This is a genomic window from Thermus caldilimi (genome assembly GCF_004684245.1).
GTDB lineage: Bacteria > Deinococcota > Deinococci > Deinococcales > Thermaceae > Thermus > Thermus caldilimi.
In genome coordinates, this window is record NZ_CP038452.1 from 928,683 (window position 1) to 954,593 (window position 25,911).

Consider the following 25,911-nt stretch of genomic DNA (forward strand, 5'->3'; position numbering starts at 1 on the left):
CCCCCCGGGGCCAGGCAGGCAAACCTCAGGCCTCGCCTTTGGCGTTGAGGGTAGGGAGGATTTCCAAGCTCACCCGGGCCCCCTTGGCGTGCACCCCCTCTTCCGTGGGCAGGAGGGCGAGGACGGTGTACCCCTCCGCCCGGGAGCGCTCCACCAGGTCCACCAGGACCCGGCGGACGCGGGTGCGGTAGGGCTCCTCCAGGTGCTTGAGGAGGTCGTACAGGGCCGTCTCCAGGTCCTCCGGGGTCTCCCCCCACACGATGAGCCCGGGGACGCCCTCCGCCCCCTCCACCTCCGCCCGCAAGGCCCGAAGCAGCTCCTCCCCAAAGTCGTTCACCGTCATGCTACCAGGGGAAAGCATGATCAAAGACATGATACCTCCTCCAGAAGGAAAACGGGGATTTCGTAAACTCCCGCCGTCGTGGTCAAGACCCGCCGCACTTCCAGAGTGCGGAACGAGGGAAAGCGTTTGGCGATCTGGACCATAAGCTCGGTCAACGATACCTCGTCCGCCACCAACCTTCCTCCGGGGAAAAGCTCTTCTCCATTTACGGTTACACGAAGCTTGACCGGGAAAACCTCCTCTTCCCAAAGGCGTTTGGCGAGAACTTCCGCTTCCCACATCTCCGCACAGAAAACCCCGCCTGAGGTCAGGCGGGGCTTAAGAGACCCGAGATCAGGCCTCTACTACCCAAGGTTCCAACTCTCGCCGGAGGTAGGCTACTACCTCATCGGCAAACTCCACCCCAAGGTCTAACTGGTACGAGGCGGCGTAGGGCGCCACCCCGTCCATGAGGAGTTCCACGAACTCCTCACCTTGGGGACCCCAAAAAACCCTCACTTCCTCCCTGACCTTTTTTACCCTCTCTCGAAGGAGGTATGTATCGTAATCCACCTCCAGGTCCACCTCTGCGGTGGGGTCCACCCCCACCTCCAGGAAGGCGTCCACCGACAGCTCTCCCCCCGCCTCCAGCGCCCCCCGAAGCTCCTTGGAAAGACCCGCCTTCTCAGCGGCTTCCTTGGAAGACAAGCCGTGCTTCTTGATCAAGGCAAAGTAGCGCCGCACGGCCTCCGCCTCCCGCCAGGAAAGCCGGAACACCCCGACCTCCCTGGCCCGAAGCTCCAAGAGGAACTTGCGCACCTCGGCCACGAGGTAAACCATGGGGTTCACCTTCATGGCCTTGCCCTTGAGCCTCCTCGCCACCTTTATCCCCTCCAGAACCCCCTCCTGGAAGGCGGACTCGGGATCCTTGAACCCCAAGACCTGCACCTCCCAGGCCACGGGAGCCTGGAGGAGCCTGTAGACCTGCCAATCTCCCCCTTTCCTCTCCGCAAAAACCTCTTTTACCTCCCGGTAAGTGAAGAAACGCCCGTACCGGACGACCTCCTCCACCATCCGCCGCCAACCCGTGGGCTGACGGCAAAAAGGGCGAGCCTCGAGGCCCAGGACGCGGTGGAGCTCCTCGGGGTTGTAAACGTCCACCTCCACCCCGTCCAGAAGACCCAAGACCTCCTCCTCCGGAAGGTAGACCGCCTCCACTCCCCTGGCCTCCGGGTCCAGCTGGACCCAAAGGGCCTTGAGGGCCCGCCGGGAAACCCGGGTCTGGTGCGCCCAGTCCCCAGCTACCTCGTTCTCTTCCTCCTCCTCTACCACCTCCTCCACAAGCTTCCGAAGTTCCCGAAGCGCCGCCGCAATGCGGGGCTCGGGAGCTTCCAGATCCTCCCACCTGTCCCCCTTGAGCAGGGGAACCTCCTCCCCCCAAGGCATCCGCACCTTGGAAGCAGCCTTAGCCAAAAGCCTCGCCGCCCGGTCCAAGACCATCCGCTTGACCTTGTGGGCCACCGGGCCCACAAGGTAAACGACCTTGCCCTCAGCCACCAGGTAGGCCGCCTTCCAGAGGGCAGCTTGGGAAAGCCCTTGCGGGCCCACCCGGAAAACGGCCTCCTTCGGCAAGTCCTTGGCCTGGACCACCACCACCACCCGCCGGGCCACCTCCTCGGTGACCCGGAGCTTGGAGGATCCCCCACCCCGCTTCCACCCGTACCGCTCCGCAAGCCTCCGGGTGGCCTCCGCCAGGGCCATGAGAACGACCCTGGCTTCGGGGGAGGTGTCCCCCTCGATCTCCCACCCGCCTCCAACCCAGGCCAGGTGGGCTTCTCCGATGAACTCCTCCTTCTCCGCGGGGTTGGCACGGAGAAGGGCCCCCAGCACCGCCAGGGCCTCCTCGGGCGTCTGGGGGACACGCCCAAGGGCCGCCACCACCGCCTCTACCCACTTCCTTGCCATAGCACCTGTATTCTACCATGGTGGTTGTATGGTAGGATAAGGGCACCGGGGTCAAACCCGGCCACCGCCATACCCGCCTTGCTCATAGCCGCCCGGGGTGCCCTTCAGGGGCACCCCGAAGGCGTGTAGGATGGGATCATGGTCAGGTATGCCCTCATCGGTGCGGGAACCGTGGTCCTCGCGTCCCTCCTCGGGATAAAACCTGATCCGTGGGCCCTGCACCTCTACCTGGTGGGCCTGACCTGGGACGTGTGGACCACTCTCCGCGGTCTGGAAGTTGGCGCAGAGGAGATGAACCCCCTAGCACGCCTCTTCCTGCGGTTAGGGCCTTGGGGCTTGCCTCTTTTGAGCTTCCTCTTGGCCGCCGTGCTCTCCGGGCTAAGCCAAGATCCCTGGAAAACCCTGCTCTTCATGGGGATAACCCACCTGGCGGCGGGAACCGGCAACTACATGGGGATCCGCCGGGCAGGGTTTTCCCTGGGGTGAGGGATGCCCTTCCTCGTTTACCCCCTGATCGGCCTGCTCACGATCTACACCCTGGCCCTAGGGCTGGGCCAGCCCGAAGTGTGGAAGGAGGCCTGGCCCTGGGCCCTGGCCTACTACGGGACTACCCTGGCGGGAGACCTCTGGACCACCCTGCGGGGCCTGGAGCGGGGCTACCGGGAAAGCAACCTGCTCTACGCTAAAGCCCTCCAGTTCGGCTCCTGGGGCATGCCCCTGGTGGACCTGGGGCTCCTCTCCCTGAAGGTCGTCTTTCTCACCCGCCTCACCGGGGATCCCCTCCTCTCCTACCCCCTGGCCCTGGCCATCGCAGGGCACGGGCACCTGGTGGGGTTCCTGTGGAATCTGGGACAACTCACGAGAGCACAACCCTGATTTCAGCGAAAACCCCCAGGTCTTCCAATCCGACCAAGAGGTGCCGTGGACTTCCCTTTCGGGAGCGGTTAACGCGGTTAACAAGGAAGGCTTCGGCCAGGGCGTCCCCCACGGTGCTTTCGATGACCCGCTGGAGGTCGCGGGCCCCGAACCTGGGGTCGCAGCGGGAAGCCAGATGGGCGTACACCCCCTCCTCCACCTCCACCTGAAGGCGCAACCCATTCGCCTCCTGCCAGCGCCTCAGGTATGCCCAAAGGTGGCGCTTGGCGATCTCCCGCAGGGTGGCCTCGTCAAAGGGACGGAAGGCCACCACCACGTCCAGGCGGTTCACGAACTCCGGCCTCAGCCCCAGGTGCACCAGGCGCTCCCGAAGCTCCCCCTCGGGGATCTCCTGCCCAAGAAAGGCTTCTTGGGACAGGAGGTTGGTGGTGAAGACCAGGATGGCCTCGTGGGCTTGCGCTACCTGCCCCTGGGAAAGCTCCTGAAACCGCCCCTCGTCTAAAAGCTGGAGCAGGGGGTCAAGGACCAGGGGGTGCGCTTTCTCCATCTCGTCAAAGAGAAAGACCCCCTCCGGGTGCGCCGCCAAGTCCCGGTAAAGCCTCCCGGGTTCCTCGGAGCCCACGTATCCCGGGGGGGATCCCACCAGGGCCGTGGCGGCGAACTCCTGCCCGAAGGCGTTCATGTCGTAGCGAACCAAAGGACGCCTCAGGGCCTCGGCGAGCGTCTTCGCCAGCTCGGTCTTCCCTGTGCCCGTGGGCCCCGCCAGCATCAGGGAAAGGGGCTTCTCCCTGCGGGTGAGGCCTGCCGCCTTCCGCTTGAGCCCCCGGATCACCGCTTCCACCGCCCGGTCCTGCCCGATCACCCGTTCCTTGAGAAGGGCCTCGAGGCGAGGAAAGTCCCTGAAAGACCCGTCCTGACGCACTTCCTTGGCCCGCGTTTCCCTCACCTTCGCATGGTATTCCGCTCCCTCCCTAGTCCAACCCCGGCCTACCCTGTACCCGCGAAGGGTGGACCAGACCCCCAGGGTGAGGAGGACCAAGGCTCCCCCTAGGGCCCATTCGGCTACCCCTCTGGCCGAACCCAAAAACAGGGCCAGGAACCACCCCAGCGTCCCCAGAAGGAGGGCGGCAAAGAGGATGCTCGCCAGGGCCGCCGCCCCGGTGCCGAACCACCGGGGCCGACCCGTGCGGAAGTAGGCCCAAAGGAGAAGAAACACCAGGAGCAGGACCAGAGCCTCAGCCCGCCGTTCCAGGGCAAAAAAGCCCCCGCTGGCGAGGGCCAGGAGCAAGTAAACCGCCTCCCCCCCGATCCGGGGCAACGGCTTTCCCCGCCACACCACACCTCACCCCCTAAACGGAAGTCTAGCCCTCCGCCTTGGGAACGGGACCAGACACCGCGTGGAGGCCGTACCGGAAGGTCAAGGGACGGAGGTCCAGGAGGAGCCGCGCCACTTCCACGGCCCGTGCGAGGCCCTTACGCTCCCGCACGGCCAGCAGCGCCGTCAGCTCCCCCAGGTGAGCCGTGTGGGCGATGGCTACCAGGGTTGCCCCGGGTTCCCCCTTGGGGTCTATTCTTTCCTCGGAAAGGAGTTCCCATATTTGCCTCCAGCCCCCTGCGGGAGGGCCATACACTGTGCGCTTCTCCAGGCTGGGATGGTGGGTGTACCCGAAGGCCAACCAGGCAGCCTCCTCCAAGTCCCCCTTGGTCAGGACCTCCATGACTTCCAAAAGCTGCCGGGTGTAAAGGGCTTGGGAAGCCAGGATGAGGGAAAACCCTTCCCGGTGACTGCCCCGAAGGAGAAGCCCCGCACCCGCATAGGCAAGGTCCTGCCTAACCTTCTTTTCCTGATTCCGATCGAGAGAGACCGTTACCATTTTGAGATTCCCCCCCTTTCTCCAGGGCTAAAAGCAGGGAGTAACCCAAGAACCCTCCGCCCATAGCGGTTATGAGCCCAGCTAAGGCAGCAGTTTCCAGACCCCATCCTGCCCTTGCCGCCCGTTCCGCTCCCCAAATCCCAAAGAGCAAGCTTCCGGCAAAATCCAGGGTCAGGGCCAAAAGGGGCGGCAAGGGTACCCGCCAAGAGCCGTAGGCGGCCAGGATCGCCACAAGGGGGTAAAGAGGATGATCCAAAACCCAAAGGGGCAAGCCCAGGAGCAAGTCCCGCAGAATTCCTCCTCCAACTGCGGCAAAGAAACCGATCAGCAAAACAGCCCCAAGTCCTCTCCTCCGAAACTGGCTCCCGGCCCCCAAGGCAATGGCCGCCCCTACAAGGTGTTCAATCCCCACTATGAAACCCCCCTTGCCAGGAAACAGCCCCATCCTTTCCCAAAACGACTAGAACCTGGCCTTTTCGGTCCCGCAATTCCAGGGGAACCATCCAGGCCTCAAACCCCCGCCGGGCCAGAAGCCCCCGGCTGCCAAGGAGATCCTCTGTACCGGGATACGGGACCACCTTACCCTTATAAGGTTCCCATCGCGCATACCCCCCAAGAGCTTCAAACAAGAACAGGTTCTCCCCATAGGCAACCCATCCCAACGGGTTTGCCCGCCAGAAGACCTCCTTCCACCCCTTCAACAAACGCTGTGCCTCCTCCACGATTTCCCCAGGAACACGGGCCTCCTTATTTCCCAAGAAGGTCTTTCGCAGTCTGATCTCCGTATACACGTAGGCCAAAGGCTCCATCCTCATGTCCCACTTCCCCATGTTCTACCACAGTTGTAGAATATCACTGAGCCGAAAGGCTCAGGGGGAAATCTCCCATCTGAAATCTCAAATCTCAGGAGGCAGGTATGGAAAAAATCTCATGGACCAGAGTCGTCTTTGGGGTCGGCCTTGGACTCACCCTTTTGGCAGCCGCGTTGCCTACCCTCTTCAATCTCCTCGGCCTTTAGCCCCCCCTGGCCTCCCGCTGATCCCAGCGGGAGGTTTTCGGTTTCTTCAGCGCCAGACACCGCGCCTTTCCCGCCGGGCTTCCTCCTGGGCTTGGAGGAGAAGGGAGGCGTAAAGGCCCTGCCCTGTGGTCCAAGCGCAACCTCGCAGGACCAAAAGGAGGTTGATCTGGTCTAACTTTATTTCTCCCACCTGGAAGAGAGGTCTGGGAAGCAAGAGGCTTTCCTGCCAGGGAATGTAAAGGTAACCCCGCATTCTCTGCGGATCCCCTTCCAGCTCTAAATAGGCTTGAGGTCTCACAAGTTCCTGAACACAAAGCTGGCTTTCCTGCCCCCTTGATAGGAGAGTGGAGAAGAAAAGCTTTCTCCTCCTCGCCTGTTCAGTTGCGGGGGATCCTTCCCTATGGTAGGGAAGCTCTATGCCCTCCAAAACTACCCTATGCCCGGTCGTCAGAACCGCTACATTCGGTGGATCTACCCTTTGGACCTCCAAAGGACCGTACAAGGCCCCTTGAGGCGTCAAAGAAGCCAAGGCTATCGCACCTAGTGCCAGAAGGACCGCACCTTTCATGCTCGCACCCCCTTCATGCCGATTAGGAAGAGAGAAAGAAGGATCAAAAGGTCGCCCGGGGAAAGAACCCTCCCAGGCAAAGCAATCCAGTCCCCCAGGGGAAAAGCTTCCCCGAGGTAATGCAGGCCGTCGTTCAAGCGCTCTGCCGTATGGGCAAGACCTGCCTTTTCAAGGGCTATGGGATCCACAGGCATTCCCCCGTGAAGGAAGATGGCAACGGCATTCAAGGTGGCACCAAGGGTCAAGGGGTAAACCGCCCCTTCCTTTCGGTTCAAAACCCCCCACAAGGCCACCAAAGCGTAAACCGCTCCTTGCACAGGTACTCGCAACAAAACCCCCCCGATCTCCACAGCTAGGGCAAGAAAACCAAGAAGGAAACCTTTGAGGGCTACCGGATGGAAGCGGAACCCCAAAAGGTGCCCCACATACCTCAGGGCAACCCCCATTCCTAGAGCAACCATCGCCGCCAGGGTCATGCCACGGTCACTAAGTACCGTTTCCGCTCCCGCCAGTCGGGGTTTCTTGCCCAAGCTCGGGCAAAGGCCTCCACCACCCTGGGATCAAACTGCCACCCCGCTAGGTCCAAAAGCTCTCGCATGGCCTTCTCTGGTTTTTTGGCCCTCCGGTACGGGCGATCCGAAGTCATCGCCTCGTAAGCATCGGCCACGGCCACAATGCGGGCCAGCAGGGGGATTTCGTTTCCAGAAAGACCCTGGGGGTACCCCCGGCCATCAAAACGTTCGCGATGATACAGGACCACGGGGATCACATTCCCCAAGTAGTGGACCAAGGGACGGAGGAGCATTTCACCTAACTCCGGGTGACGCCGCATCCAGGCCCACTCCTCCTCGGAAAGTGTCTGCTCTTTACGGAGGATCCTGTCAGGCACCCCCACCTTGCCGATATCGTGAAGCCTAGCTCCCCGCTCCAGAAGCTCCAGTTCCCTTTCTTCAAGACCCATCTCCCGTCCCACATCCGTAGCGATGGCGGCCACACGCTCGGAGTGGAAGGCCGTATACGGATCTCTGGCTTCCAAAGCCCGCACCATGCCCAATACCATTGCGTCCACCGCCTCTGTGAGCCGCACTTGGTAAAGCCACATCCTCCAGGCGTAAACCACAGGAAGAACCATCAGCAAAACACCCCATCCCCCCCAACCCCCTAAAGGAGAGGTTTCGTAGACACGGGCCATCAAAATAGGCCACCGGAGAAAGGCCCAGATAAGCCAGGGCGAAACCTTGGTAGTTGCGCCGCCAAAGTGTCCTGGGGTTGTAACCAAGAAAAAAGAAAAGGATCATCACCGCCAGGGTATTTACCAAGAAGTATGCCACGACCGCTCCCGGGAACCCCTCCCAGGCGTGGTAAAGCAGACTTGCCACCCCAGCAGCTAGCCCCAGTTGGGAACGGTTGAAAACTTCCTTCAGAAAAACAGGACGCTCCCGCGGCCAGTACCCAAGGGCTCCCGCAAAAAAGGCCCAGCCCGGCGGGAGAACCATTGCACTGGCCAGGGAACCCACGAAACCCATAGTCACCCGTCCTACAAGGGGCAAGGGCACGGTCAACAGAGAAAAGAAAAGGGTGAGGAGGGTGAAAAAAAGAAAGTCCCCCAACAGCGCCAGGGAAACGGAGAAACCCACACTCCCTACAAAAGCGACCGCCAAAAGGAAAACCAAAAGGACGTAAGCCTGTACCCGCCTCATTCGTTTCGCCTCACAAAGACTGCCCGGGGGGTCCCCCCGGGCAACCCAACTGCTGTCACCAAACCCAACCGCCGCCCGCGGCTACCGCCATAGCCACTAGGCCTAGCGCCCAAACCAGGGAACGGAAAACCTGGCGGTTCACTCTTCCACCCCCTTTCACATCCAAGATACCAGAAACACCTATAGTAGGAAATCCAGCCGTGGAGCAATCATCACACTATCGGGGTGCGAAAAGGGCCGCACCCCTTGGTCTACTGCAACACCGCCTCGGGCGCGATTCCCCGGGCGAGGGCCTCGAGGCGGGCCGCCTCCTTCTCCACGCTGTAGGCGATGCGGGCCATCTCCAGGTTGGCCTCGGCCACCCGCAGCACGGCCCGGGCGCTCCGCACCGCCTCCTCCTGCTCCTTGGTCTTTGCCAGGAGTTCCGCCTGGCGGGCCTGCTCGTTCTTGCCCTCCAGGCCCTCCCGGATGGCCCTGGCCCGGGCGTCCTCCAGGGCGTCCAGGGCGGCCTCGTAGGCCAGCTTGGCCTCCGCGTGGGCGGCGATGGCGGCGATGAGGGCCTGGGCTCTTTGCCGAAGAGTTTCCGTGTTCATCCCTCCTCCTTTCAGAAAAACTCCTTTCTCAAGGCCTCCGCAGAGTTGTCCTCGTCCTTGTGGATGAGTTTTTCCAGGGCGTAGACCTGACTAGCCAGGGTGCTGATCTGTTCGGCCAGGGGCTGGAGGGCTTTGGCTACCCTGTAGCGCTCCTTGCCCTTGGCCTTACGGAGGTGGTTGGCCTCCAGGAGCAAGAAGCGGGCTGAGGACTCCAGAAGCTCCAGAGCTTTTCCCAGAGGGTCTTTCATGCTTTTCCTCCTGGTCAAGATGCTCCTGTGGGCCCCCGCTCCGGGGGGGCGGGGCGTCTGGGGAGGAGGAAGGGGGTGTTAGCCTGCCTTTTCCTTTTCCCCGTCCCACGCTCCTGCCAGGGTGTCTAGCTCTTCCATTTTTCACCTCCTTCAGAACAGCAGAGGGCCAAAGACCTCCAGGTCCGCCCCCCTGGCTGCCTCCTCTGGGGCAAGCCTGGCCTCCCGCCTCAGCCTCCGGTAGGCGGCCACCCACTCCCCTAGCTCCTGCGCCTCCTCCTCCGTCCGCCCCTCGAGGGCCTGCTCCCAGGGGTCGGGGTGGGCCAGGGGCTCCCCGGGCACCCGGCCCGTGCCCTCGCAGGCCGGGCACTCGTCCCAGAGCTCCGCCGGGTCCCACAGGCCCAGGAGGGGAAGCCGGGGCGGGCCGCCCTCCAGGGGGCGGAAGGTGGGCAGAAAGCCCTCCCCCCGGCAGACGGGGCAGACCTCCATCCGGAGGCTTTTGACCTTGATTTGGACCTGTGCTTTTTCCGTCTGTACCATGGCACAAAAGCCCGAGGGGGCCTAAAGGCCCCCCCTTTAGCCGCCCAGCACCCTCTCCAGGTCTCCCCTGGTGGGGAAGGCCAGGAGGCGGCTTTCCGGCCAGCGCTCGCAGAAGAAGAGCCCGAGGAAGCCCCGGAAGGGGGTGATGGACCCCAGGACCAGGGTCGCGCCGTCCGTGAGGTCCGGGTCCGCCTCCGCCTCCTCCAGGAGGCCGTCCACCTCCAGGGGCATGAGGCGGAGGCCTCCCCTCTGGTGGGCCTCCTCGAGGGCCTTCCTGAGGGCCGGGCTCTTGACCCGCTCCACCCGGACCATGGGCCCCGCCAGGTACTTGGGCAGGAGGGCGGCGAGGCCGTACCTGTTGGCCTCGGCGTCCTGCCAGCACCCCGCCAGGGCGTTCAGGGCGCTCAGGTGGAAAAGCCCCACCGCCGGGTAGTCTGGCCCTCCAGGTACGGGTTCGAGGGGCACGGCTACCCGCTCCACACCACCCTCCCGCTGCCGTCCACGAGAGCCCCCTGCAGGGGCTCCACCTTCCCCTCCTCCACCACCCGGTAGCCGTACAGGAGCTCCTCGTCGTCGGAGAGGACGATGACCTCTCCTTTCACCAGGAAGTGGGAGAGGAAGAGGGCCTCGGCCACGCCGCCCCCGTTGTAGACCGCTCCCAGGGTGAGGAAGCCGTCTTTGTCCAGGTAGGGGTCGTCGCTGTTGAGGACGGCCCCCACCCCCTCGGGGGTGAAGGCCTCCTTCAGGTGGGGAAGCTCCTTCTGGAGGAGGGCGGCGAAGCCCTCCCGGGTGCCCTCCTCCCCGATGGCCCTCTCCCGGAGCTCCAGGATGCGCTCCATGTCCCGCACCCGCTCCGGGCGCACCTCCAAAGCCGTCAGGTACAGCACTTCGTAGCCCACTCCAAGCCTCCTTTTGGGTATCTTCAGGCCGTGAAGGCCCTTCCCTTGTTCCTGGCCCTTTTCCCCCTGTGGCTCCTGCCCCGCCTGCGGCGGCCTGCCCTCGACCTCCGCCTCCCCCTGGCCCTGGCCTTCCTCCTCCTTTGGAGCGAACTCGGGGCCGAGGTGGCCCTGGCGGCCCTGCCCGGCATGTCCGCCCTCTTCGTGGGCGGGGAGCTCCTCTACCGGAGCGGGCTCCGCCTGCCCCGGTGGGGCTACGGTTACCGCTGGGCCGTACTCCTCACCCTGCCCTGGGCCCTTGGGCTCTGGGCCCTTTGGTTTGGCGTCCTCGAGGGCCAGCTGGACTTTGCCCTGGAGGGAGGGGTCTTGGCCCTCCTGGGCTTTTTCCCCTTGAGGCACCGCTTGGAGGAGGGGTGGCGGGCTCTTTCGGTAGGGGCTGACCCCTAGTTCTCCTCCTCCGGCGTCAGGGCCACCAGGCGGTCCCCGAAGCGCTCTACGAAGTCCTCGAGGCTCCTGGCCTCCTCCTCCGTCAGCACCGCGATGTGGGTGATGGGGTTGTAGTCTTCGCTGTCCAGGTTCACACCGTACACAAACCGCCTCATCCTTCACCTCCGCACCAGGTAGTAGCTCCCCGTGGGGCTCTTCCGGGCCAGCCCCTCTTCCTTGAGCCAGGTCCTCAGGCTCTCCCAAACCTCCTCCAGGGCCTTCGGCAGGTAGCCCTCGCACTCCCGCTCCGCCTGGAGCAGGTTGAGGAGGGCCACCGCCTGCTCGGGGGTGAGCTTGAGTTCCCGCATCGGGCACCTCCCAGGCGGCTTCCGGTTCGGGGAAGAGGGGTATACGCTTGTCTCCTTTCATCCCTTCCCGGGCCGCTTTTTTCCAAGATTCAGGCAGAGGTAGGGAGAGAAGGACCTGGGCTAGGGCGGGGTCCGCCTGGAGCTTACGGGCCACCAGGACTTCCGCCTTCCGCCCCTCCTGTCCTTCCAGAAGCTCCTGAAGGAGCCTGCTCCCCAGGAAGGGGAGGCCGAAGGCGGTCTCCTCCAAAAGTCCCTGGAGGATGCGGTTGGCCCGAGCCTGAGGTGTTTTGGGCAACACTTGCAGGCGCATGGGAAGCTTCCCGCCTTTTCGCCTTTCAGACTGGGGGAGGGCCTGGGTCAGAAACCCTGGCGCACCAAAGGTTTCAGACAAACCTCTCCTTGGCCCAAGGCCTCCCCAGGCCCTCCCCCGTCTTTTTAGAGGCGGATGCGGTCCAAGGAGAGGACCATAGCCACCGCCTCCTTGCGGTCTTTAGGCACGCGGGGGAGGAGGGTGGCGAGGGTTTCTAGGGGAATGCCCCGCAGGTCTTCAGGCCGAAGGACTTCCTTGCGGATGCTCTCTGCGGGTTGGTCGAGGGCAAGGGCCACGGCCAAAACGAAAGCTTGCTCCAGCTGAGGGTGATCCCGAAGGTGCCCATCGTAGGAGTCCACGAGTTCCCGCAGGCGCTTTTTCAGAGCTCCCCAACGCTCCAGCACCTCATCGGACTTGAGGGGGGAATAGGAGGGTGCGGTGATTTGAAGGCGGCTTTTCCCCTCACCAAGGGCAGCGAGAACCACTTCGGCCATGGCTTGGCGGACATTTCCGTTGTCCACGAAGTCCAGGGCGTGGGTGAGGTCCTTAGCGAGGTTAAGGCGGGCTCGGGTGGTAGCGGGCAAGGAGTCGGAGTCTTGGGATTTCGCCTTGGATCGTTCGTAAACCAGCTCCAGGCCGCCGTATCCCCAGCGCAAGCCGTAAACCTTGTAGCCTTCGGCCTCCAAGTTTTTAGCGGTGGCGGCGATGTTTTCTGGGTCTGGGCTTACGGGGCGGCTATGCCAGGGCTTGTCCTCCACATGGATGGGGACGCCTGCGGCCTCAGCGAGGCGGGTCATGTGCTGGAGTTGAAGGCGGTAGACCACATCCCGGGAAACGTAGTGGGGGTTGCCTTCCAGGTCGTGGACCACCACACCTCCCGCCTGGCGGTATTCCTCCTCCGTGAAAAGGAAGCCCTTTTGGCTCTTGTGGCCTTCCAGGTAACGAAGAACACCATCGGGCTCCCAATGGAAACCAAAGTGCCGGAGGACTTCCTCCTGGATCTCCTCGGGAAGGCGAACCAGAAGAGCTATCTGTCGGTAGGTAAGTTGCCCTTTCTGGAAAGCTTCTTTGCCTCTGGAAACGAGCTTGTCCCTTATGGCTTGTCGGAGGGCCACGTAAGCTGGGGAGCGTCCCAGGCGTTCTGCGGCCTCTTCCACTCCCAAGAGGTCAGCGAGGCGGGCCACGCCTTCGGCTTCCTCCAAGGGGGAGAGGTCTTCGCGCTCCAGGTTTTCCACCAGGGCCACCACGGCGGCTTCCTCCCGGGGAAGAACTTTGACGGGCACGGGAGGCACATCGTGGCCTGCTTCGTGGAGAAGCCACAGGGCCCTCAGTCTACGGCCACCCCCCACCACGTAGTAGGTGCCCCCCTCCTCATAAGCCACCAGGTTTTGCAAGACTCCCACTTGGCGGATGGAATCCGCCAGGGCGGCGATGCCTTCTTCTGTGAGGACCTGGCGAGGATTTTCCGGGGCTAGCTCAAGCTTCTCCAAGGGAACCTCAACAGTCATGGCACCTCCTTTCACCTCCAAGACCGGGACGGGGGGCTTGCCCCCCCGTCCCGTTTTGTTTGTTCAGCGGGTTTCCAGGTACTTCCAGACTTCCAGAAGGTGCAGGAAGGCTTCCCTGGCCCTAGGCAGGTCCACCTCTTGGGTTTCAAAGGAGCCATCTTTGCCGATGCGAACGAGGAGTCCTTTTTGGGGGCGGAGGCCTTCCCACCACTCCAGGGCAAGGGCGTATCCCCCCAGCTGGAGGGCGTATTCGGGGTACAGGGCTTTGGAGGTCTTGAAGTCCACGAGGGTGCGGTCGGAGAGAACGAGGTCCACCTTGCCCGCGTACCCCAGCGGGGGATGGGCCACGATTTCCTCGGAGAGGAGGAAACGCCTTGGGGTGGTTTCCCACCATTCCAGGAAGCGTTCTACTGCCCTTTGGGCTTTTGGGTCCTGAGGGAGTGAGCGGGGTATACCTCCGAGGAAAGCTTCAATCCAATCGTGGACTTCGCTTCCTGTATTGGCAGCGCTTCGGGCTTCTTTGCGGTGAAGGCCAGCGGCTTCCTGGGTGAGGTAGAGCAGTTCTTCGTGGGTCATGCCCGGAGCGTAGTTGTTGAGGATGTGTTGGGCCATGAGGTCCATGGCCCAAGCTTGCAGCCTGGGTTTACCCAGGAGGGAAAGGATGCGGGTAACGGAAGGTAAGGTGCGTTCCTCGCCCTGAGGAGAGGTGAGGCGGTATTCGTGACTTTGGGGATCAAAGCGAAGGGTGTACCCCCTCCGGTTTCTGAGTATGGGTTCAGCGCGGTTCATGGGGTTCTACCATGTAGTAAACCTTGTTTTCCAGCACCTTGTACCAGGCCACTCCGTGCTGCCCTCCCTGGGAAATCCTGCGGTATTCCCTCAAGCTTCCACATGGGGCGTAGGGGAAAGCACGAGCGGTAAACCCCAGGAAAACGGGTGTGCCCAGGGAACGCAACTGGTTTTCTGCCAAGACTTCCCAGCTGGACTTACCTGATTTAGAAGGGTACACCTTGGGCCTCCAAGGTGAAGAACTGGTACACCTTTTTCGCCCGCTTGATGGCCTCTGCCTCGGCCTCTTGGGGATGGATGCGGGTGCCGTGGAGGAGGACGAGGCCGTAGACCTCACCGGGGGCATCCACCACTTCCACTCCCCACTCCACTCCTTCGTCAAAAGCCTGTGTGTAGGCCCGGAGATGCCCGTCCCCGAGGGGGCCTATGTAGGCCACCTTGCGGTCCTCCCCCAGGTCCACGAACTGGCCGGGAGCCTGCCGGAGGAGATCGCCCACCACAGTTTCCCTTTGGGCTATAAGGAGGAGGCGAGCGTAAGCCTGGGAGGGCAGGGGGAGAAGCTCCTGGAGGAAGATCAGGGCGGTTGCCGAAGCGATCCACCAGGTTTTCTGTGGAAATGGGTTCACTCACCTCCTCTTCCGCAAGGGGGAGGAGATGGGTGATGGAGCCGTGGGTCTTGGTGTCAAGGTTTACGCCGTAGGGTATCCACTTCATGTTTCCTCCTTTCGCGCACCGCCAGGATGTGCTTGCAGGGACGGGTGCGCCCATGCGTAAACGCTGGGCAGGTGCAGATGCCGGGAGGATCTTTTACCTCGTACCACCCTCGTCCGCTTTGGGAGCGCACCCGGTAATACCCAGCGCCGAAGTCCAAGATCACTCCGTTTTTGGCCAAAAGCTTTGCCCGTTCCACGACCCTATTGGGCGTCTGGCTCACGTCTACCTCCGAAGACGGACCGGGCTGCTTCCAGAGCCAGGGGGCCTTGGTGCAGGACCATGTGGGCCATCCGGGCCTTTCCCGACCAGACCTCCAGGCCGAAGGCTTGCTGCTGGGGGTCAAAAAAGGCCACCAGGGCGTCACCCCGGGCAGGAGGGAGGGGAAAGTCCCTCTCCTCCTCGTAGGTCACCCAGTAGCGGTACACCCCGTCGGGCTCCAGGTAAAGGAGGCGGTTGCCCACCCGAGCGACCGGAACAAAGGTGTCTTCGTAGGGGCAGAGGAACAAGGGGACTCCTTCGGGGGCTTCACCAAGGTTTTCGTAAACACCCTGGGGACGAGGAGAGTGCCCGTAAAAGATGAGCTTCATGGTTCCTCCTCAAAGGATGCGTCCTCCTCTTCTTCGTTTTCCTCCAGAAGGAGCCGTTTGAGTTCCTTTAGAGCCTTTTCCGTGGGTTGCCCATCTTTGAGGGGAACCCAGACTTTTTCCAGTTCATAGAGGTAGCGGCCCACTCCGAACTTGACTGCGGCTCGTTTGAGGGCATCAGAAAAGGCGGATTTGAGGGAATCGCCTTCTCCCACGTCCTCCTTAGTGACACCCAGGACTGTGAGGCGGCAACGGACTTCCACCAGGCGTTCCCGTCGTTCTCCCCGTTCGGAGCGCACGGTATAGGTGTGGTCTGCGAGAATTTCGTAGGCGTCGTGCCACCCCTCGGGACCCACCGCCTCGTCCAGGCGGTCCACTACGGTGCGGGCGTCCACGTAGGCCACCACGAGGCCGCGGGTCCGGTCCTTGTTGGTAGACTGGACCTTCCAGCCCACCTTGCTTGGGGGAAATGGAGCCTTGAGGATCCGGGAAACCTCTTGCCAGTTCATCTTCCCTCCTTTCGCCTTTCAGACTGGGGCGGGGGTTTATCCCCCGCCCCGCCCCCTAAAGCCGGTGTACCACCCTGCCCTCGCGGTCCAAGGCTTCCAAGTAGGCCACCTGGCCCCGCAACCGGGCATACAGCCAAGCCACAGCTGCGGGATGAAGCTTTTCGTAGATTTCGTTTCCATCTTCTGTGACCACTTGGTACAAAACAGCCCCTTTCCGAAGCAAAGCGGACTCGTCTAGGAACACAGGGGAAGCTCCTAAGACCTCAATCCATCCCGTGTGGTGCTTCACAACCACGACCAAGGCGTCAGCGAACATTCCTTTTCACCTCCTTCGCAAGGTGCTCAGACGCTGTGCTCTCAAAATGGAGGTGCAACCGTTGCTCCAAGTACCAAGAAAACTCTTCCCCCTCCTCCTTTCTCAGAAGCCACGCGATCTCCACGTCCACCGCTCCCCGGTCCCTAGCCTTCCGAACCTCCTGCACCGCCTCCGCCAAGGACCGAACCCGCTTCACCTCCACCCGCTCACCCGCTAAATAGGTGGCCGAAACCGCCACCACCTCCGCCTCCTCCCGCCAAAACTCCCGCAACCGAATCACCTTCCCACCTCCCTTCTCATGAAAGCTCTCATCTTTACCCTCCACAGGAGAGACGATGAGAGGTAAATTCTCATCGTAGAGAGTGCCCTTAGAAAGCCATCTGTTCTCGGTTATCCGGGAAGGAACCCACTACTGACCGAGATTGACTCTATGGTGAAGGATGAAAAGATGAGATACCCTCTCATCCTTCACCATGATTTGCGATGAGAAACGGACTGAGATCATGAGGTGAAGGATGGTGAAGGATGAGAGCCTCTCATCCTTCACCCGAGAACGCCGTGTTTAAGGGCGTTTTTGCCACGGTGAAGGATGAGAGGGGGGTTTTCCCTATTCTCATAAAAAGGACCAATACTTCCATTTCAGGTAGCCACCATTAGCGATGGAGAAAAGTTGAGCGCACTATTATCAAAGTGGACAGGCCCCCTCTGGTCACGAGGGGGCCTGCGGTTACCAGTCCAGGGAGGCGATTTGGGCGAGGCCGGAGACGGCCTCGGTGGTTTCCCTGCCGTGGTAGCCGATGGAGGGGTGGTAGGGGAGGTGCTGGCCGGGGGTTTCGGTGAAGAAGCGGCTGGGGCGGACGGGGCCCCGCTCGCCCACCTGGTAGGTGGTGAGGTAGAGGTTTTCCTTAGCCCGGGTGAGGCCCACGTAGTGGAGCCTGCGTTCCTCCTCCAGCTGGGCGGGGTTCTGGGCGCTTCTCCAGGAGGGGAAGACGCCCTCCACTAGGCCCACCAGGAAGACGCTGTGGAACTCCAGGCCCTTGGAGGCGTGCAGGGTCATGAGCCTCACGCCCTGGGGCTTCTCCAGGTCCCCATCTTCCATCTCCAGGAGTATGTCCTGGAGGAAGGTAGCCAGGTCCCCCTGGGGAGTGTGTTCGGCGAAGCCCCGCATGGCGTTCGCCACTTCCTCCGTGTTCATGTAGCGTTCGCTTGCGGCTTCCGTGTTCCCCTCGGCCCAGTCCAGGAGGACGGGCCAGAGGAACTCCCGCCACCGGCGAAGCCAGGCTTCGGTCTCCCCGGCCAGGGCCAAACCCCGGGCCTCGGCGATGCGCCGGGCATCCTCCACAGCCTGGAGGAGTTGCCGCCCCTCAGGCACGGGAAGGAGGAGCCTGGGGTCCTCGGCGGCCTTTTGGGCCTTCTTGGGGCCAAACCTGGGCACGGTGGCGGCGATGGCCTCCGCCAGGGCCAGGGTGTCCCCGGTGGCCGCCCGGAGGAAGTGGAGAAGGAGCTTGACCTCCCGGCGCTCCCAGAAGCCCACGCCTCCCACCACGGTGTAGGGGACGCGGAACCGGCGCAGGGCGGCCTCCAGGGGACGGGAGAGGGAGAGGGAGCGCATGAGGACGGCGATCTCCTCGGGGGGCACCCCGGAGGCGAGGGTCTGGGCGGCGGCCTCGGCCACGAAGAGGGCCTCGGCCTCCCGGGTTTCGGCGGTGACCTTGAGGGGGGGTCGCCGTCCCGGAGGGCGGTGAGGGGGAGGTCTTCCCGGTGGTGGTTCTGGCGGATGACCGCGGTGGCGGCGTCGGTGATGCCCCGGTGGGAGCGGTAGTTGAGGGGGAGCTTGTAGACCAGGGCGTGGGGGAAGTGGCGCTTGAACTCCAGGATGAGGCGGTAGTCGGCCCCGCGCCAGGAGTAGATGGCCTGGTTGGGGTCCCCCACGGCCATGAGGTTCTCTTCCCCGGTCAGGAGGAGCCTGACCAGTTCAAACTGGACCAGGTTGGTGTCCTGGTACTCGTCCACGGTGAGGAAGCGGCAGCGCTTTTGCCAGTCCCGCTGAAGGGAGGGGTCGGCCTTGAGGTCTTCCACGGCGGCCAGGAGGAGGTCGTCGAAGTCCAGGTAGCCCCGGGTTTCCTTCCACTCCTCGTAGCGTTCCCAGACCTGGGAGAGGTAGGGTTCAAAGTCGGCGTACTGGCTTGCGAGGGTTTCCCGGTCCCAGCGGGCGTTCTTGGCCCGGGAGATGGCCCCGTGGGCGGCCTTGGGGGTGAGGCGGTGGGGGGCTTGGAGGTCTTCCAGGAGGTTGCCGATGAGTTTGCGCGCGGTATCGGCGTCCAGGACCTTGAGGTCTTTGCGGCTTTGGCGGAGGACGGTAGCGGCGAGGCTGTGGAAGGTGGAGATCCACAGGCGGCTGGCCTCGTCTTCGGGGAGCATGTGGGCGAGGCGTTCCCGCATTTCCCCCGCGGCCTTGCGGGTGAAGGTGACCAGGGCGATTTCCTCAGGGGAGAAGCCTTCCCTCACCAGGCGGGCGGCGCGGTGGGTGACGGTGCGGGTCTTGCCGCTGCCGGGTCCGGCGATGACCAGGGCGGGCCCGAAGGTGTGCCCCACCACCGCCTGCTGTTCGCTGTTGAGCACGCATCACCTCCTACTTCAACCATGGTAGTCAAAGCCACGCAAGAAGGGGGGATTAGCCCCCCCCTTCTTGCCTGTGGTCAAGATACGGGCTTCGCCCGTGACCTAGCGCCGCTTGCGGGGAGTGATCACGTCCTCCTCCTCTTCCTCGGCTTCGGCCTCCTCGTTAGGGGGGAGAAGGACCAGCTTGCCGTTGAGGGGGAGAGCGTCCAGGAGGACGGTGATCCCCTTCTCCGAGCGGAAGGCCCGGCCCACCTGGACCCAGTAGGTGCGGGTCTCCCCCTCGCTGTCCTCGTACTCCCGGGTGGTGAACGCCCGGAGCACTTCCCGCTCTGCCTGCTTGCCCTTGCCGTTCTTCATCCTTCACCTCCTTTCACCTCTCCGACCGGGACGGCGATGCCGTCCCGTCTTGCTAAATCCACGCTCAACTTTTCTTCAGCCGTGATGGTGGCTGCCCGAAATGGAAGTATTGGCCGTTTTTATGAGAATAGGCAAAAACGGCCTCTCATCCTTCACCCACGGTAGGAATGCCCTTTAGAAGGGCATTTCGTAGTGAAGGATGAGAGCCTCTCATCCTTCACCATCCTTCACCTCATGGTTCCACCCCCTTTCCTATCGCAAAACCGGGTGAAGGATGAAAGGGCATCTCATTTTCTCATCCTTCACCGAAGAGTCAGTCTAGGATATCTGCGGGTTCCTTCCGGGATAACTTTGCTAACCCCCCTTCTGTGCGTTTTCTTCTTTCATGAGAATCGCCCCCTCATCTTTCCCTGTGTAGATGAGAGTTCTCATGATGCCACGATGGTGCGGATCCAGGGGGGAGGTGTGGGGGCGTGGGGTTGGAGGAGGACGGCGAGGAGGGGGACGGGTGTGGGGGAGGTGGGCCAGGGGGTGAGGCCGTCGGTGAGGGCGACGATGAGGTCGGGTGGGGGTTTATGGGCGAGGGCGGCGTGGATGCCGAGGGTGATGTCGGTGCCGCCGCCTCCGAGGAGGTTGATTTGTTCTTTGCGGAAGACCTTTTGGGCGGTGTGGACGGCGGCGTCCACGGTGTAGACCCTGACTTCTTTGACCCTTTGGAGGATGCCTTGGACTTCGGCGAGGGCCTGGCCGAGGAGTTCTTCGTCCATGGAGCCGGAGGTATCGATGACCACGGCCACCCGGGGTTTGAGGCCGTAGGTGCCTGGGAGGATCACGGGGTGGTAGGTGCTGGCCCGGCGGTGGGGGCGTGTGTAGGTGGCCCGCTGGCGGGCGGCGAGGTCGGCGAGGCTCTTGCGGAGGGTGTTGCGGAGGACGCTGCGCCAGTCCACCTTGGGGTTGAGGTAAGCTTCTGCCCAACGGCGCACCCCGGCGGGTACGGTGCCTCGTCCCTTGGCCTCGTAGTCCCGGATGGCTTGGGCGGTGGCCTGGCGGGCCACCTCCAGGTTGGCCCCTTCCACTCCTCCGGTGGAGGGAGAGGGGTTGCCCAGTTCCCAGTCCCCGGGATCCCCTCCTGCTCCTGTTCCGTGTTCTTGTGGGGTTTTGGGCCTTTTCTCAGGCGGGAAGCCCAGGAGCAGCTTCAGGTACTCCTCTGCCAGAAGCCCTGTGGGAAACCCGTACATTTCGGGGAAATGCCCGGCGTAGGGGTGATTTCCCCGGGGAAGGTCCACCCCTGCGGTCTGGGCGTCGTCGTTGATTTCCAGGTCCAGGGCGATTTTGGAGAGGTAGGGGTGGCGCTGGTGGAGGTTTTCTCCCCGGGGTCCCGGGTGTTCCCGGAGGAGGTGGTGGACCTCGTGCCAGAGGAGGCCCACCACCTGGGTGTCGGTGAGGGCATCCAGGAAGCAGGGATTGTAGTAGAGGCGGGCGTGCCGGTCGACGGCCATAGTTTGGAGGCGGTCGGTTTCCACGAGGGTGAGGAGGTAGACGATGGGGTAGAGGTAGGGGAACCGGGCCGCAAGGGCGGCCCTTGCGGCCCGGAGGCGTTCCCCGTGGGGTGTGGTGGGGTTGATGTACATGGTCACCTCCGCATTTCTGCCACCTTTTGCACGAGGGGAAGGAAGCGTTGGGCGGCCTCGGGGAAGGTCCAGGTGGGCTTGCGTTCCTCCCTGGCCCGTTGGTGGGCGCGGATGAGGCGTCCTGCGGCGGGGACGGCGATGTCGGCGCGGCCTTCTTGGGCGGCGTGTCCGAGGACACGCCAGGCTTGCTTCCACCGCTCCTCGCTCCACTCGCTGACCACGAGGGAGGCCACGCTCATGAGGGTGGCGTAGGCCCGGTCATCGCGGGAGGGGAGGAGGGAGGGGTTGTGGAGGACCTCTTTGGGGTCGGGGAGGTCCAGATCCAGGAGGAAGGTCATGAAGGCGTACCCCGCCTTACCCACGGCTCCGGCCACGAGGGTGCTCTGGACGCTTTCTCCGAACCCGAGGGCGCGGGCGGTACCCAGGGCTTGGGCGGCCATGGTCCAGGTGCGGTAGGAAGGCCAGGCTCTTCCCCTACCTTCACCCTGGGGGAGGTGGTAGGCGTGGGTGGGGTTGCGTTCCAGGTAGAGGGCCACCATGTCTCGGGCCCACTCTTGGTGGGCGGCGAGGGTTTCTGGGGGTGGCGGGGGCGGCAGTTTGGGGTAGATGGTGTCCCATCCTTCCCGGAGGCCCTGGGCCCACTCCTGGGGGGTCAGGTTCCACTCCAGGTGGAGGAGGCGGTTGGCTATGGGGGGTTCCAGGTCAAAGCCGCCCACGGCGATTTCGGCGGGGTTAGCGGCGGCGGCGATGCGGGAGGGGATGGGGGTATCCCCGGCCACTCTTTCGTTGATGACCCGGAGGAGGGCTGGGCGGACGTCCTCGGGAGTGGAGGAGAGTTCGTCGAGGAAGAGGATGCTTTCCCGTCCTTTTTCCAGGAGGCGGGTGAGCCAGGGGAGAGGGACCAGGCTCACCCGTCCTTCGTGGGCCACGGGGAATCCCCCGAAGTCGGTGCGGTCCCGGGTGGCACCGATGAGGACTTCCAGGTGCCACCCGAGCCGCCGGGCCAGGTGGGTGAGGGTGGCGGTTTTGCCTGTGCCTGGGGGTCCCCAGAGGATGATGGGGACGTCTCCCACGAGGGCGGTGTAGAGGGCTTCCACTTGTTCTCGGAACATTTCAATCCTCCAGGAGGTGAGCCCGGCGGCGGGCCAGGCTTCTGGGGTTTCCGCGGGGCTTTCTGCGGTCGCGGTGGCGTTTGCCCCTCTTGCGGAACTCCAGGTAGTCCTGGAGTTCCTGTGGGTTGAGCTTGATCCTGGGCATGTTATTCCACCGCGACCCAGCCTTTGGGACCGGGGGCCAACACCAGGGCTCCTTTAGGGGGGTTGGGGGTGACTACGACGGTCACTCCGGCAGGCAGGTCTTCTTCTGGGACAAGTGTGCCCTCACAGAGGGCCTGGGGATGGGCGTAGACCTGTCCTTCCAGGAGGGCCAGGTGCTTCATGCCGGTTTCGGAGAGCCTTTTGCCTTGGTGCCTTGTCTTTCCGCCTAGGAAGTAGAGCATGGCTACCTCCTTTCACCTTTCGGACGGCCAGGGGCACTAAAGGTGCCCCTGGCGTTTGGATTCGCTAGAAGGATTTTCCTCACCCTCCCCCGGAGGAAGCGCCAGCTTCCTGGGCGGAGGCCTTCCTTCAGCCACCTCTCCAGGGTGGTCTGCTTGAGCTCGAGGCGCTGAGCGGCTTCTGCCAGCCCTCCCTGGGCTCGTATGAAGGTCCAGAGGTACTCCTGGGGGTGGAAGGTGTCCGCGTAGGTCCCGCACCGGGGACAGGGGCGGGTGAACCATCCGTCTCCCCAGTCGTAGGGGAAGCCGCACAGCACGCGGGGAGGGCCTCGAGGACCAGGGTTTGCCCGGCATCATGGGTTAGCCGGGCGGCCTTCCGCGTGCCGTTGCCCCCTCCCTCCCAGCGGTGAGATCGGGACCCAGGCACAGCTCCTAGAGAGCCGTTCGGCTTGCGCCCACCTAGGCGGCTTCGCCTTCCAGACTGCCAGGGGCACCTTTGGTGCCCCTGGCGTGTTTCGGTTCACCATAGAGTTCGCTCCCTCTGGGCCGCGATGACTCCCCTCCCCCCAAAGGGGGGAGGGGTGCGGGGGGAGGGGGGATACAACCTCCCTGATTACCCATCCGCATCAAGTTTCCTTTGGCTCCTCAAGCTACCTTCTCCTCTCCTCACCCTCTTGTGTTAGGAATGCTTTCCTCAAGGAAAATCTTTTCTTTCGTTCCTTTGCCGGGATTTTTCTTAGAATGATGCGTTTGGGGTAAACGGGGCGAAGGTTGTTGGGGGCGGGGTTTTGACTTGGGGAATGGGAGTTTTTGATGTGGCGGGGGGATTTATCCCCTCTTGCTGTCAACCACGATGCCATCGGGGTCTTCTTTTCTGAGAGCCTGATCGATGGCGGCGGTGAAGTCGGGGTAAACTTTGTAGACGCCTTTAGCGAGTACGGCGATGCCTACCCGAAACACGGGGCGGGTGAGGCGTTTGCCGGTTTCCAGGTCCGGGTATCCCAGGAGGGGTCGGAGGACGGGGTTTTCCAGGACATCCCGCAGGTCTTCCCCGTGGACGGTGGCTACGATGTCCACACCCCTCCGCCTGGCGGTTTCCAGCACCTCCACGTCCCCGTGGTAGCCGATCTCGTCCACCACGATGGTTTCGGGGGAGTGGTTGGTGATGGCCTGCAAGATGATGTTGGCCTGCTTCCGGGGGTCTCCCACCATCATCCTCCGAGCAGACCCGATGATGGGGTGAGGGACTGCACCGTCCCCTGCAATCTCGTTGGAGGTGTCCACGATAACCAGGCGGGCCTTCAGGGTTTTGGCTTTTTCCTCTACGATTCCCCGCAGAAGCGTGGTCTTCCCTACTCCGGGAGGACCAATGATGAGGGTTGAGTCCCTGCCTCCTATCCAGTCCCGCAAAGGGGTGGCTATGCCTGGAATAGCCCTGCCGAACCGGATGGTGAAACCGATAGGCAGGTCATCCGCATCCCGGATTACCGAGATACGGTGAAGTGTCCCGGGTATCCCCGCCCGCCCGTTAGACCGGAAACTGCCCACTTTGGCATAGAAGTAGTCAATATCCCCTTGGGACACCTCTCGGTGCAGCTTCTGCTCTCCCCGCACCCGCACTACCAGGGGCCGCCCCAAGTCCATCGCCACCTCTTCCACGCCCTCAATGTCTTCCTGCAGAATGGCCCGTATCCAGGCGGGAAAGTAGGAAAGAAGCCGCTCCGTCCCTATCCGTTCAGCTTCCTCTATGTGCCGAAGGGTCTCCTCTTTGGGGCCCCCCACCCCCAAATGAACCGCTTTGGGGCCCCCCACCCCCAAATGAACCTCCTTCAAGCCTTACCTCCTTGCATCAAACGGGGCCCTGAACGGACCACCCACCGCCCACCCTCCTTTTCCACCAAACCTTTCTCTTCAAGGGCCTTCAACCGCTTGTAAACCGCTGCTTTACTCACTCCAAAGATCTCCACTAGCTCCTTCGCCGTCCGGGGAGTTTGCAACACCCTTAGGTAGTCTTCGTGGGAACCCTTGGATTGCCGAAATGACCCCGTTTCCTCTTCGTTTACCTCTGCTCTCCCTTCCGCACTTTCAGGCTCTTGCGAGTTTACCGAAACATCAAGGAGAAAACTTTTGGTTTCCGCTTTGGGGCCCCCTACCCCCAAATGAACCTCCCCTTGGGAAACCCAGGTGACAGCGTTTTTTTGTCCTTCAAGGAGTTCCCCAAGCACCTTGGCAATGACAAAAGTGGACACGGGAACGAACAAGGAAGAAAGGAAGACCTCAACTTCCGCCACTCCTATTCCTGCTCGCCGCATGGAGAAGTAGTTGCCTACCCACACCAGGCCAAGGGCTACCACCGCCCCCCACGATGCCCATCGCGATCCCCGAAGGAGAGAGTTGGAAAGCAACGACAGCAGGAAGGCGCTCATCTCCAAGGCCGCCGCCAGACCCACAGCAAACCATCCAGGAAGGTTTCCCAGGGTGAGCCTGTACCACTCGCTCAGGTGTCCCGTGGACATCACCAGGGCAAAGGCGTAGGACACCACCAAAAGCGTGGCTAAAAACCCCCTCACATCACCCCTCCTCTCCAACGCCAGTAAACCCGCAAAACCCGCTCCACATAGCGCACCGTGGAGGCGGGGATCCGCCCCGAGCGCACCGCCCCCAGCCCCGCGTTGTAGGCGGCCAGGGCCAGCCGCCAGTCCCGGGTGGCTAGCCAAAGCTCCCGCAGGTGCTTGGCCGTGGCCCAGAGCGCCCAGTCGGGGTCAGTCCTCCACTCCGGGGGGGCTCCCCCGGTGGTCCGGTGCCAGGTGCCGGGCATGAACTGCCCCAGGCCCACCTCCCCCGCCCGGCCCACCGCCTGGGGGCAGTAGCCGCTCTCCACCCAGACCACCGCCGCCACCAGGTAGGGGTCCACCCCCCAGGCCAGGGCGTGCCGCCAGGTGAGGTGCCAGAGGTCCTGAGGTACATACCTACAGGCCAAAGCGGGAAACAGTAACCCTAGGAAAATAACCCATCCCCTTTTCATTCCCCAGGTTTACCTGTGGTCGGTTCTCCCGAGGTTGCCTCGGTCAACTTCTTGAACTCCCCCACGTAGGCTAGCTCCTCCAGGGTTTCCAGGTGAGTAAACCACCTTTCCCACAGAAGGGGAACACCCCAAGCCAACAGGATGGCGTATGGGGTGTACCAGAGATTGAGAAAGAACACCAGGGGCACCTCTGCCCAAAGGAGTACCCTGGCCCAAAGGGGAAACTTCATCGCCCACCTCCCAAGATGCCCAATCGCCGCATCACGTGAAGCCTCATGGCCACCTCGAGGTCGTACCTGACCTCCCTGCCTGCCTGCATAAGGGCTAACCCGTAGTCCCGCCACAAACGGGCTTCATCGGGAGTCATCTCCCGCGTCCTACCCTCCAGATCAGCAATTCCAGCCACCAAAGGCCCTATCACACCTTTCCTCCCATCCACCACCACAAACGACCCCTCTATCTTCAGGGGCCAGGGGTGAACCTGGTACAGCTTCCCCCCTAACCCGCTGAACACCAGAAAGTAACTCCCCGGATCCCTTGAGGCTTCCAAAGAACCCACCAAGTAAACCCCCCCTTTTCCCTCCCGCAACCGCCTCCACACCGCCTCCATCAGGGGACGCTCCCGAAACACGGGGGCCACCAAAATAACCTCCCTCCCCC

General features: G+C 62.9%; 36 protein-coding genes and 3 pseudogenes. 3 read left to right on the top strand and 36 right to left on the bottom strand.

The genetic code is table 11. The annotated features are described in order from the left end of the window. Positions 1-25: 25 nt before the first annotated feature. From EBI04_RS13765 to EBI04_RS04640, 3 genes are read right to left on the bottom strand one after another with little or no spacing between them, the layout of a single operon-like run. Positions 26-373 carry a hypothetical protein gene (locus EBI04_RS13765; protein ID WP_135256345.1) on the bottom strand — a complete coding sequence of 116 codons (348 nt, stop codon included), beginning with the start codon at positions 371-373 and terminating at the stop codon, positions 26-28. After that, the gene (locus tag EBI04_RS04635; protein ID WP_135256347.1) at positions 364-624 is read right to left on the bottom strand and encodes a hypothetical protein; all 261 of its coding nucleotides are present in this window, start codon (positions 622-624) and stop codon (positions 364-366) included. The genes EBI04_RS13765 and EBI04_RS04635 overlap by 10 nt, the downstream gene beginning before the upstream one ends. A gap of 52 nt (positions 625-676) precedes the next feature. Then, complete coding sequence (locus tag EBI04_RS04640; RefSeq protein ID WP_135256349.1) at positions 677-2,287, bottom strand: hypothetical protein; 1,611 nt, start codon at positions 2,285-2,287, stop codon at positions 677-679. A gap of 138 nt (positions 2,288-2,425) precedes the next feature. Here EBI04_RS04640 and EBI04_RS04645 point away from each other — a divergent pair, with 138 nt between their 5' ends. Both EBI04_RS04645 and EBI04_RS04650 read left to right on the top strand, forming a co-directional pair. Further along, positions 2,426-2,773: a hypothetical protein gene (locus tag EBI04_RS04645; RefSeq protein ID WP_135256350.1), complete on the top strand. Its 348-nt coding sequence runs from the start codon at positions 2,426-2,428 to the stop codon at positions 2,771-2,773. Positions 2,774-2,776: 3 nt separating this feature from the next. Beyond that, positions 2,777-3,163, top strand: coding sequence for a hypothetical protein (locus EBI04_RS04650; protein WP_135256352.1), 387 nt, complete (start codon positions 2,777-2,779; stop codon positions 3,161-3,163). Here EBI04_RS04650 and EBI04_RS04655 read toward each other — a convergent pair. The 12 genes and pseudogenes from EBI04_RS04655 to EBI04_RS04705 form a co-directional block, all read right to left on the bottom strand. Next, entirely contained in the window at positions 3,144-4,502 is a 1,359-nt protein-coding gene (locus EBI04_RS04655) for an AAA family ATPase (protein ID WP_135256353.1), read from the bottom strand. The two genes, EBI04_RS04650 and EBI04_RS04655, sit on opposite strands and share 20 nt — an antisense overlap. Before the next feature lie 22 nt (positions 4,503-4,524). After that, complete coding sequence (locus tag EBI04_RS04660) at positions 4,525-5,037, bottom strand: hypothetical protein (RefSeq protein ID WP_135256355.1); 513 nt, start codon at positions 5,035-5,037, stop codon at positions 4,525-4,527. Beyond that, positions 4,994-5,482, bottom strand: coding sequence for a TRIC cation channel family protein (locus EBI04_RS13960; protein ID WP_135256357.1), 489 nt, complete (start codon positions 5,480-5,482; stop codon positions 4,994-4,996). Before EBI04_RS13960 ends, EBI04_RS04660 begins: the two co-directional genes overlap by 44 nt. A 619-nt stretch (positions 5,483-6,101) precedes the next feature. Further along, the gene (locus EBI04_RS04670; RefSeq protein WP_135256359.1) at positions 6,102-6,308 is read right to left on the bottom strand and encodes a thermonuclease family protein; all 207 of its coding nucleotides are present in this window, start codon (positions 6,306-6,308) and stop codon (positions 6,102-6,104) included. Positions 6,309-6,619: 311 nt separating this feature from the next. Next, on the bottom strand, positions 6,620-7,099 hold the full coding sequence (locus tag EBI04_RS13965; RefSeq protein WP_373277641.1) for a DUF5317 family protein: 480 nt from the start codon (positions 7,097-7,099) through the stop codon (positions 6,620-6,622). Continuing rightward, positions 7,096-7,725, bottom strand: coding sequence for an HD-GYP domain-containing protein (locus EBI04_RS04680; RefSeq protein ID WP_167481882.1), 630 nt, complete (start codon positions 7,723-7,725; stop codon positions 7,096-7,098). Before EBI04_RS04680 ends, EBI04_RS13965 begins: the two co-directional genes overlap by 4 nt. A 160-nt stretch (positions 7,726-7,885) precedes the next feature. Continuing rightward, positions 7,886-8,323, bottom strand: a pseudogene (locus tag EBI04_RS13970) (hypothetical protein); the annotation flags it as partial. A gap of 251 nt (positions 8,324-8,574) precedes the next feature. Next, positions 8,575-8,916 (bottom strand): hypothetical protein, encoded by a 342-nt coding sequence (locus EBI04_RS04685; RefSeq protein ID WP_135256365.1) that lies wholly within the window; start codon positions 8,914-8,916, stop codon positions 8,575-8,577. An 11-nt stretch (positions 8,917-8,927) separates the two neighbouring features. After that, positions 8,928-9,164, bottom strand: coding sequence for a hypothetical protein (locus tag EBI04_RS04690; protein WP_135256367.1), 237 nt, complete (start codon positions 9,162-9,164; stop codon positions 8,928-8,930). A 150-nt stretch (positions 9,165-9,314) separates the two neighbouring features. Further along, a complete protein-coding gene (locus EBI04_RS04695) occupies positions 9,315-9,650 on the bottom strand; it encodes a hypothetical protein (protein ID WP_135256369.1) in 336 nt (111 codons plus the stop codon). A gap of 87 nt (positions 9,651-9,737) precedes the next feature. Then, positions 9,738-10,181, bottom strand: coding sequence for a hypothetical protein (locus EBI04_RS04700; protein ID WP_135256371.1), 444 nt, complete (start codon positions 10,179-10,181; stop codon positions 9,738-9,740). After that, positions 10,169-10,600: a hypothetical protein gene (locus EBI04_RS04705; RefSeq protein WP_135256373.1), complete on the bottom strand. Its 432-nt coding sequence runs from the start codon at positions 10,598-10,600 to the stop codon at positions 10,169-10,171. The genes EBI04_RS04700 and EBI04_RS04705 overlap by 13 nt, the downstream gene beginning before the upstream one ends. Before the next feature lie 30 nt (positions 10,601-10,630). Between EBI04_RS04705 and EBI04_RS04710 the strand changes: the two genes are divergently transcribed. Beyond that, positions 10,631-11,044: a hypothetical protein gene (locus tag EBI04_RS04710; protein WP_135256375.1), complete on the top strand. Its 414-nt coding sequence runs from the start codon at positions 10,631-10,633 to the stop codon at positions 11,042-11,044. On the opposite strand, the gene EBI04_RS13145 is transcribed toward EBI04_RS04710, so the two are convergent. The 21 genes and pseudogenes from EBI04_RS13145 to EBI04_RS04805 form a co-directional block, all read right to left on the bottom strand. Further along, entirely contained in the window at positions 11,041-11,199 is a 159-nt protein-coding gene (locus tag EBI04_RS13145; protein ID WP_167481883.1) for a hypothetical protein, read from the bottom strand. The two genes, EBI04_RS04710 and EBI04_RS13145, sit on opposite strands and share 4 nt — an antisense overlap. A 3-nt stretch (positions 11,200-11,202) precedes the next feature. Continuing rightward, positions 11,203-11,391 (bottom strand): hypothetical protein, encoded by a 189-nt coding sequence (locus EBI04_RS04715; protein ID WP_135256377.1) that lies wholly within the window; start codon positions 11,389-11,391, stop codon positions 11,203-11,205. 435 nt (positions 11,392-11,826) lie between these two features. Then, the gene (locus EBI04_RS04720) at positions 11,827-13,209 is read right to left on the bottom strand and encodes a ParB/RepB/Spo0J family partition protein (RefSeq protein ID WP_135256379.1); all 1,383 of its coding nucleotides are present in this window, start codon (positions 13,207-13,209) and stop codon (positions 11,827-11,829) included. Positions 13,210-13,272: 63 nt separating this feature from the next. Further along, positions 13,273-13,998: a PD-(D/E)XK nuclease family protein gene (locus EBI04_RS04725; RefSeq protein ID WP_240695378.1), complete on the bottom strand. Its 726-nt coding sequence runs from the start codon at positions 13,996-13,998 to the stop codon at positions 13,273-13,275. Between the two features lie 206 nt (positions 13,999-14,204). Then, positions 14,205-14,624, bottom strand: a complete 420-nt coding sequence (locus tag EBI04_RS04735) for a hypothetical protein (protein ID WP_135256381.1) — start codon at positions 14,622-14,624, stop codon at positions 14,205-14,207. Between the two features lie 56 nt (positions 14,625-14,680). Beyond that, entirely contained in the window at positions 14,681-14,932 is a 252-nt protein-coding gene (locus EBI04_RS13975; protein WP_373277642.1) for an SWIM zinc finger family protein, read from the bottom strand. Further along, the gene (locus EBI04_RS13155; protein ID WP_167481885.1) at positions 14,913-15,299 is read right to left on the bottom strand and encodes a hypothetical protein; all 387 of its coding nucleotides are present in this window, start codon (positions 15,297-15,299) and stop codon (positions 14,913-14,915) included. The genes EBI04_RS13975 and EBI04_RS13155 overlap by 20 nt, the downstream gene beginning before the upstream one ends. Further along, positions 15,299-15,805, bottom strand: a pseudogene (locus tag EBI04_RS04745) (Rad52/Rad22 family DNA repair protein); the annotation flags it as partial. The gene EBI04_RS13155 and the pseudogene EBI04_RS04745, both read right to left, overlap by 1 nt. A gap of 305 nt (positions 15,806-16,110) precedes the next feature. Continuing rightward, positions 16,111-16,401, bottom strand: a complete 291-nt coding sequence (locus EBI04_RS04750) for a hypothetical protein (RefSeq protein ID WP_135256385.1) — start codon at positions 16,399-16,401, stop codon at positions 16,111-16,113. Positions 16,402-16,848: 447 nt separating this feature from the next. Next, the gene (locus EBI04_RS13770; RefSeq protein ID WP_167481887.1) at positions 16,849-17,796 is read right to left on the bottom strand and encodes a 3'-5' exonuclease; all 948 of its coding nucleotides are present in this window, start codon (positions 17,794-17,796) and stop codon (positions 16,849-16,851) included. A gap of 236 nt (positions 17,797-18,032) precedes the next feature. Next, positions 18,033-18,743: pseudogene (locus tag EBI04_RS13980) on the bottom strand (ATP-dependent helicase); the annotation flags it as partial. Between the two features lie 102 nt (positions 18,744-18,845). After that, on the bottom strand, positions 18,846-19,100 hold the full coding sequence (locus tag EBI04_RS04765) for a hypothetical protein (protein ID WP_135256391.1): 255 nt from the start codon (positions 19,098-19,100) through the stop codon (positions 18,846-18,848). Positions 19,101-19,528: 428 nt separating this feature from the next. Beyond that, positions 19,529-20,731: a vWA domain-containing protein gene (locus tag EBI04_RS04770; protein WP_135256393.1), complete on the bottom strand. Its 1,203-nt coding sequence runs from the start codon at positions 20,729-20,731 to the stop codon at positions 19,529-19,531. Positions 20,732-20,733: 2 nt separating this feature from the next. Continuing rightward, positions 20,734-21,843 (bottom strand): ATP-binding protein, encoded by a 1,110-nt coding sequence (locus EBI04_RS04775; protein WP_135256395.1) that lies wholly within the window; start codon positions 21,841-21,843, stop codon positions 20,734-20,736. A 1-nt stretch (position 21,844) separates the two neighbouring features. Next, a complete protein-coding gene (locus tag EBI04_RS13165; RefSeq protein WP_167481888.1) occupies positions 21,845-21,988 on the bottom strand; it encodes a hypothetical protein in 144 nt (47 codons plus the stop codon). Position 21,989: 1 nt separating this feature from the next. Then, on the bottom strand, positions 21,990-22,229 hold the full coding sequence (locus tag EBI04_RS04780) for a hypothetical protein (RefSeq protein WP_135256397.1): 240 nt from the start codon (positions 22,227-22,229) through the stop codon (positions 21,990-21,992). Between the two features lie 825 nt (positions 22,230-23,054). Further along, the gene (locus tag EBI04_RS04785) at positions 23,055-24,059 is read right to left on the bottom strand and encodes an AAA ATPase domain-containing protein (protein WP_240695379.1); all 1,005 of its coding nucleotides are present in this window, start codon (positions 24,057-24,059) and stop codon (positions 23,055-23,057) included. Beyond that, entirely contained in the window at positions 24,056-24,796 is a 741-nt protein-coding gene (locus tag EBI04_RS04790; protein ID WP_240695380.1) for a winged helix-turn-helix domain-containing protein, read from the bottom strand. Before EBI04_RS04790 ends, EBI04_RS04785 begins: the two co-directional genes overlap by 4 nt. Further along, the gene (locus EBI04_RS04795; protein ID WP_135256399.1) at positions 24,793-25,251 is read right to left on the bottom strand and encodes a lytic transglycosylase domain-containing protein; all 459 of its coding nucleotides are present in this window, start codon (positions 25,249-25,251) and stop codon (positions 24,793-24,795) included. The genes EBI04_RS04790 and EBI04_RS04795 overlap by 4 nt, the downstream gene beginning before the upstream one ends. Then, a complete protein-coding gene (locus EBI04_RS04800) occupies positions 25,248-25,481 on the bottom strand; it encodes a hypothetical protein (protein ID WP_135256401.1) in 234 nt (77 codons plus the stop codon). The genes EBI04_RS04795 and EBI04_RS04800 overlap by 4 nt, the downstream gene beginning before the upstream one ends. Then, positions 25,478-25,891: a hypothetical protein gene (locus EBI04_RS04805; protein ID WP_240695381.1), complete on the bottom strand. Its 414-nt coding sequence runs from the start codon at positions 25,889-25,891 to the stop codon at positions 25,478-25,480. Before EBI04_RS04805 ends, EBI04_RS04800 begins: the two co-directional genes overlap by 4 nt. Between the last annotated feature and the right edge of the window lie 20 nt (positions 25,892-25,911).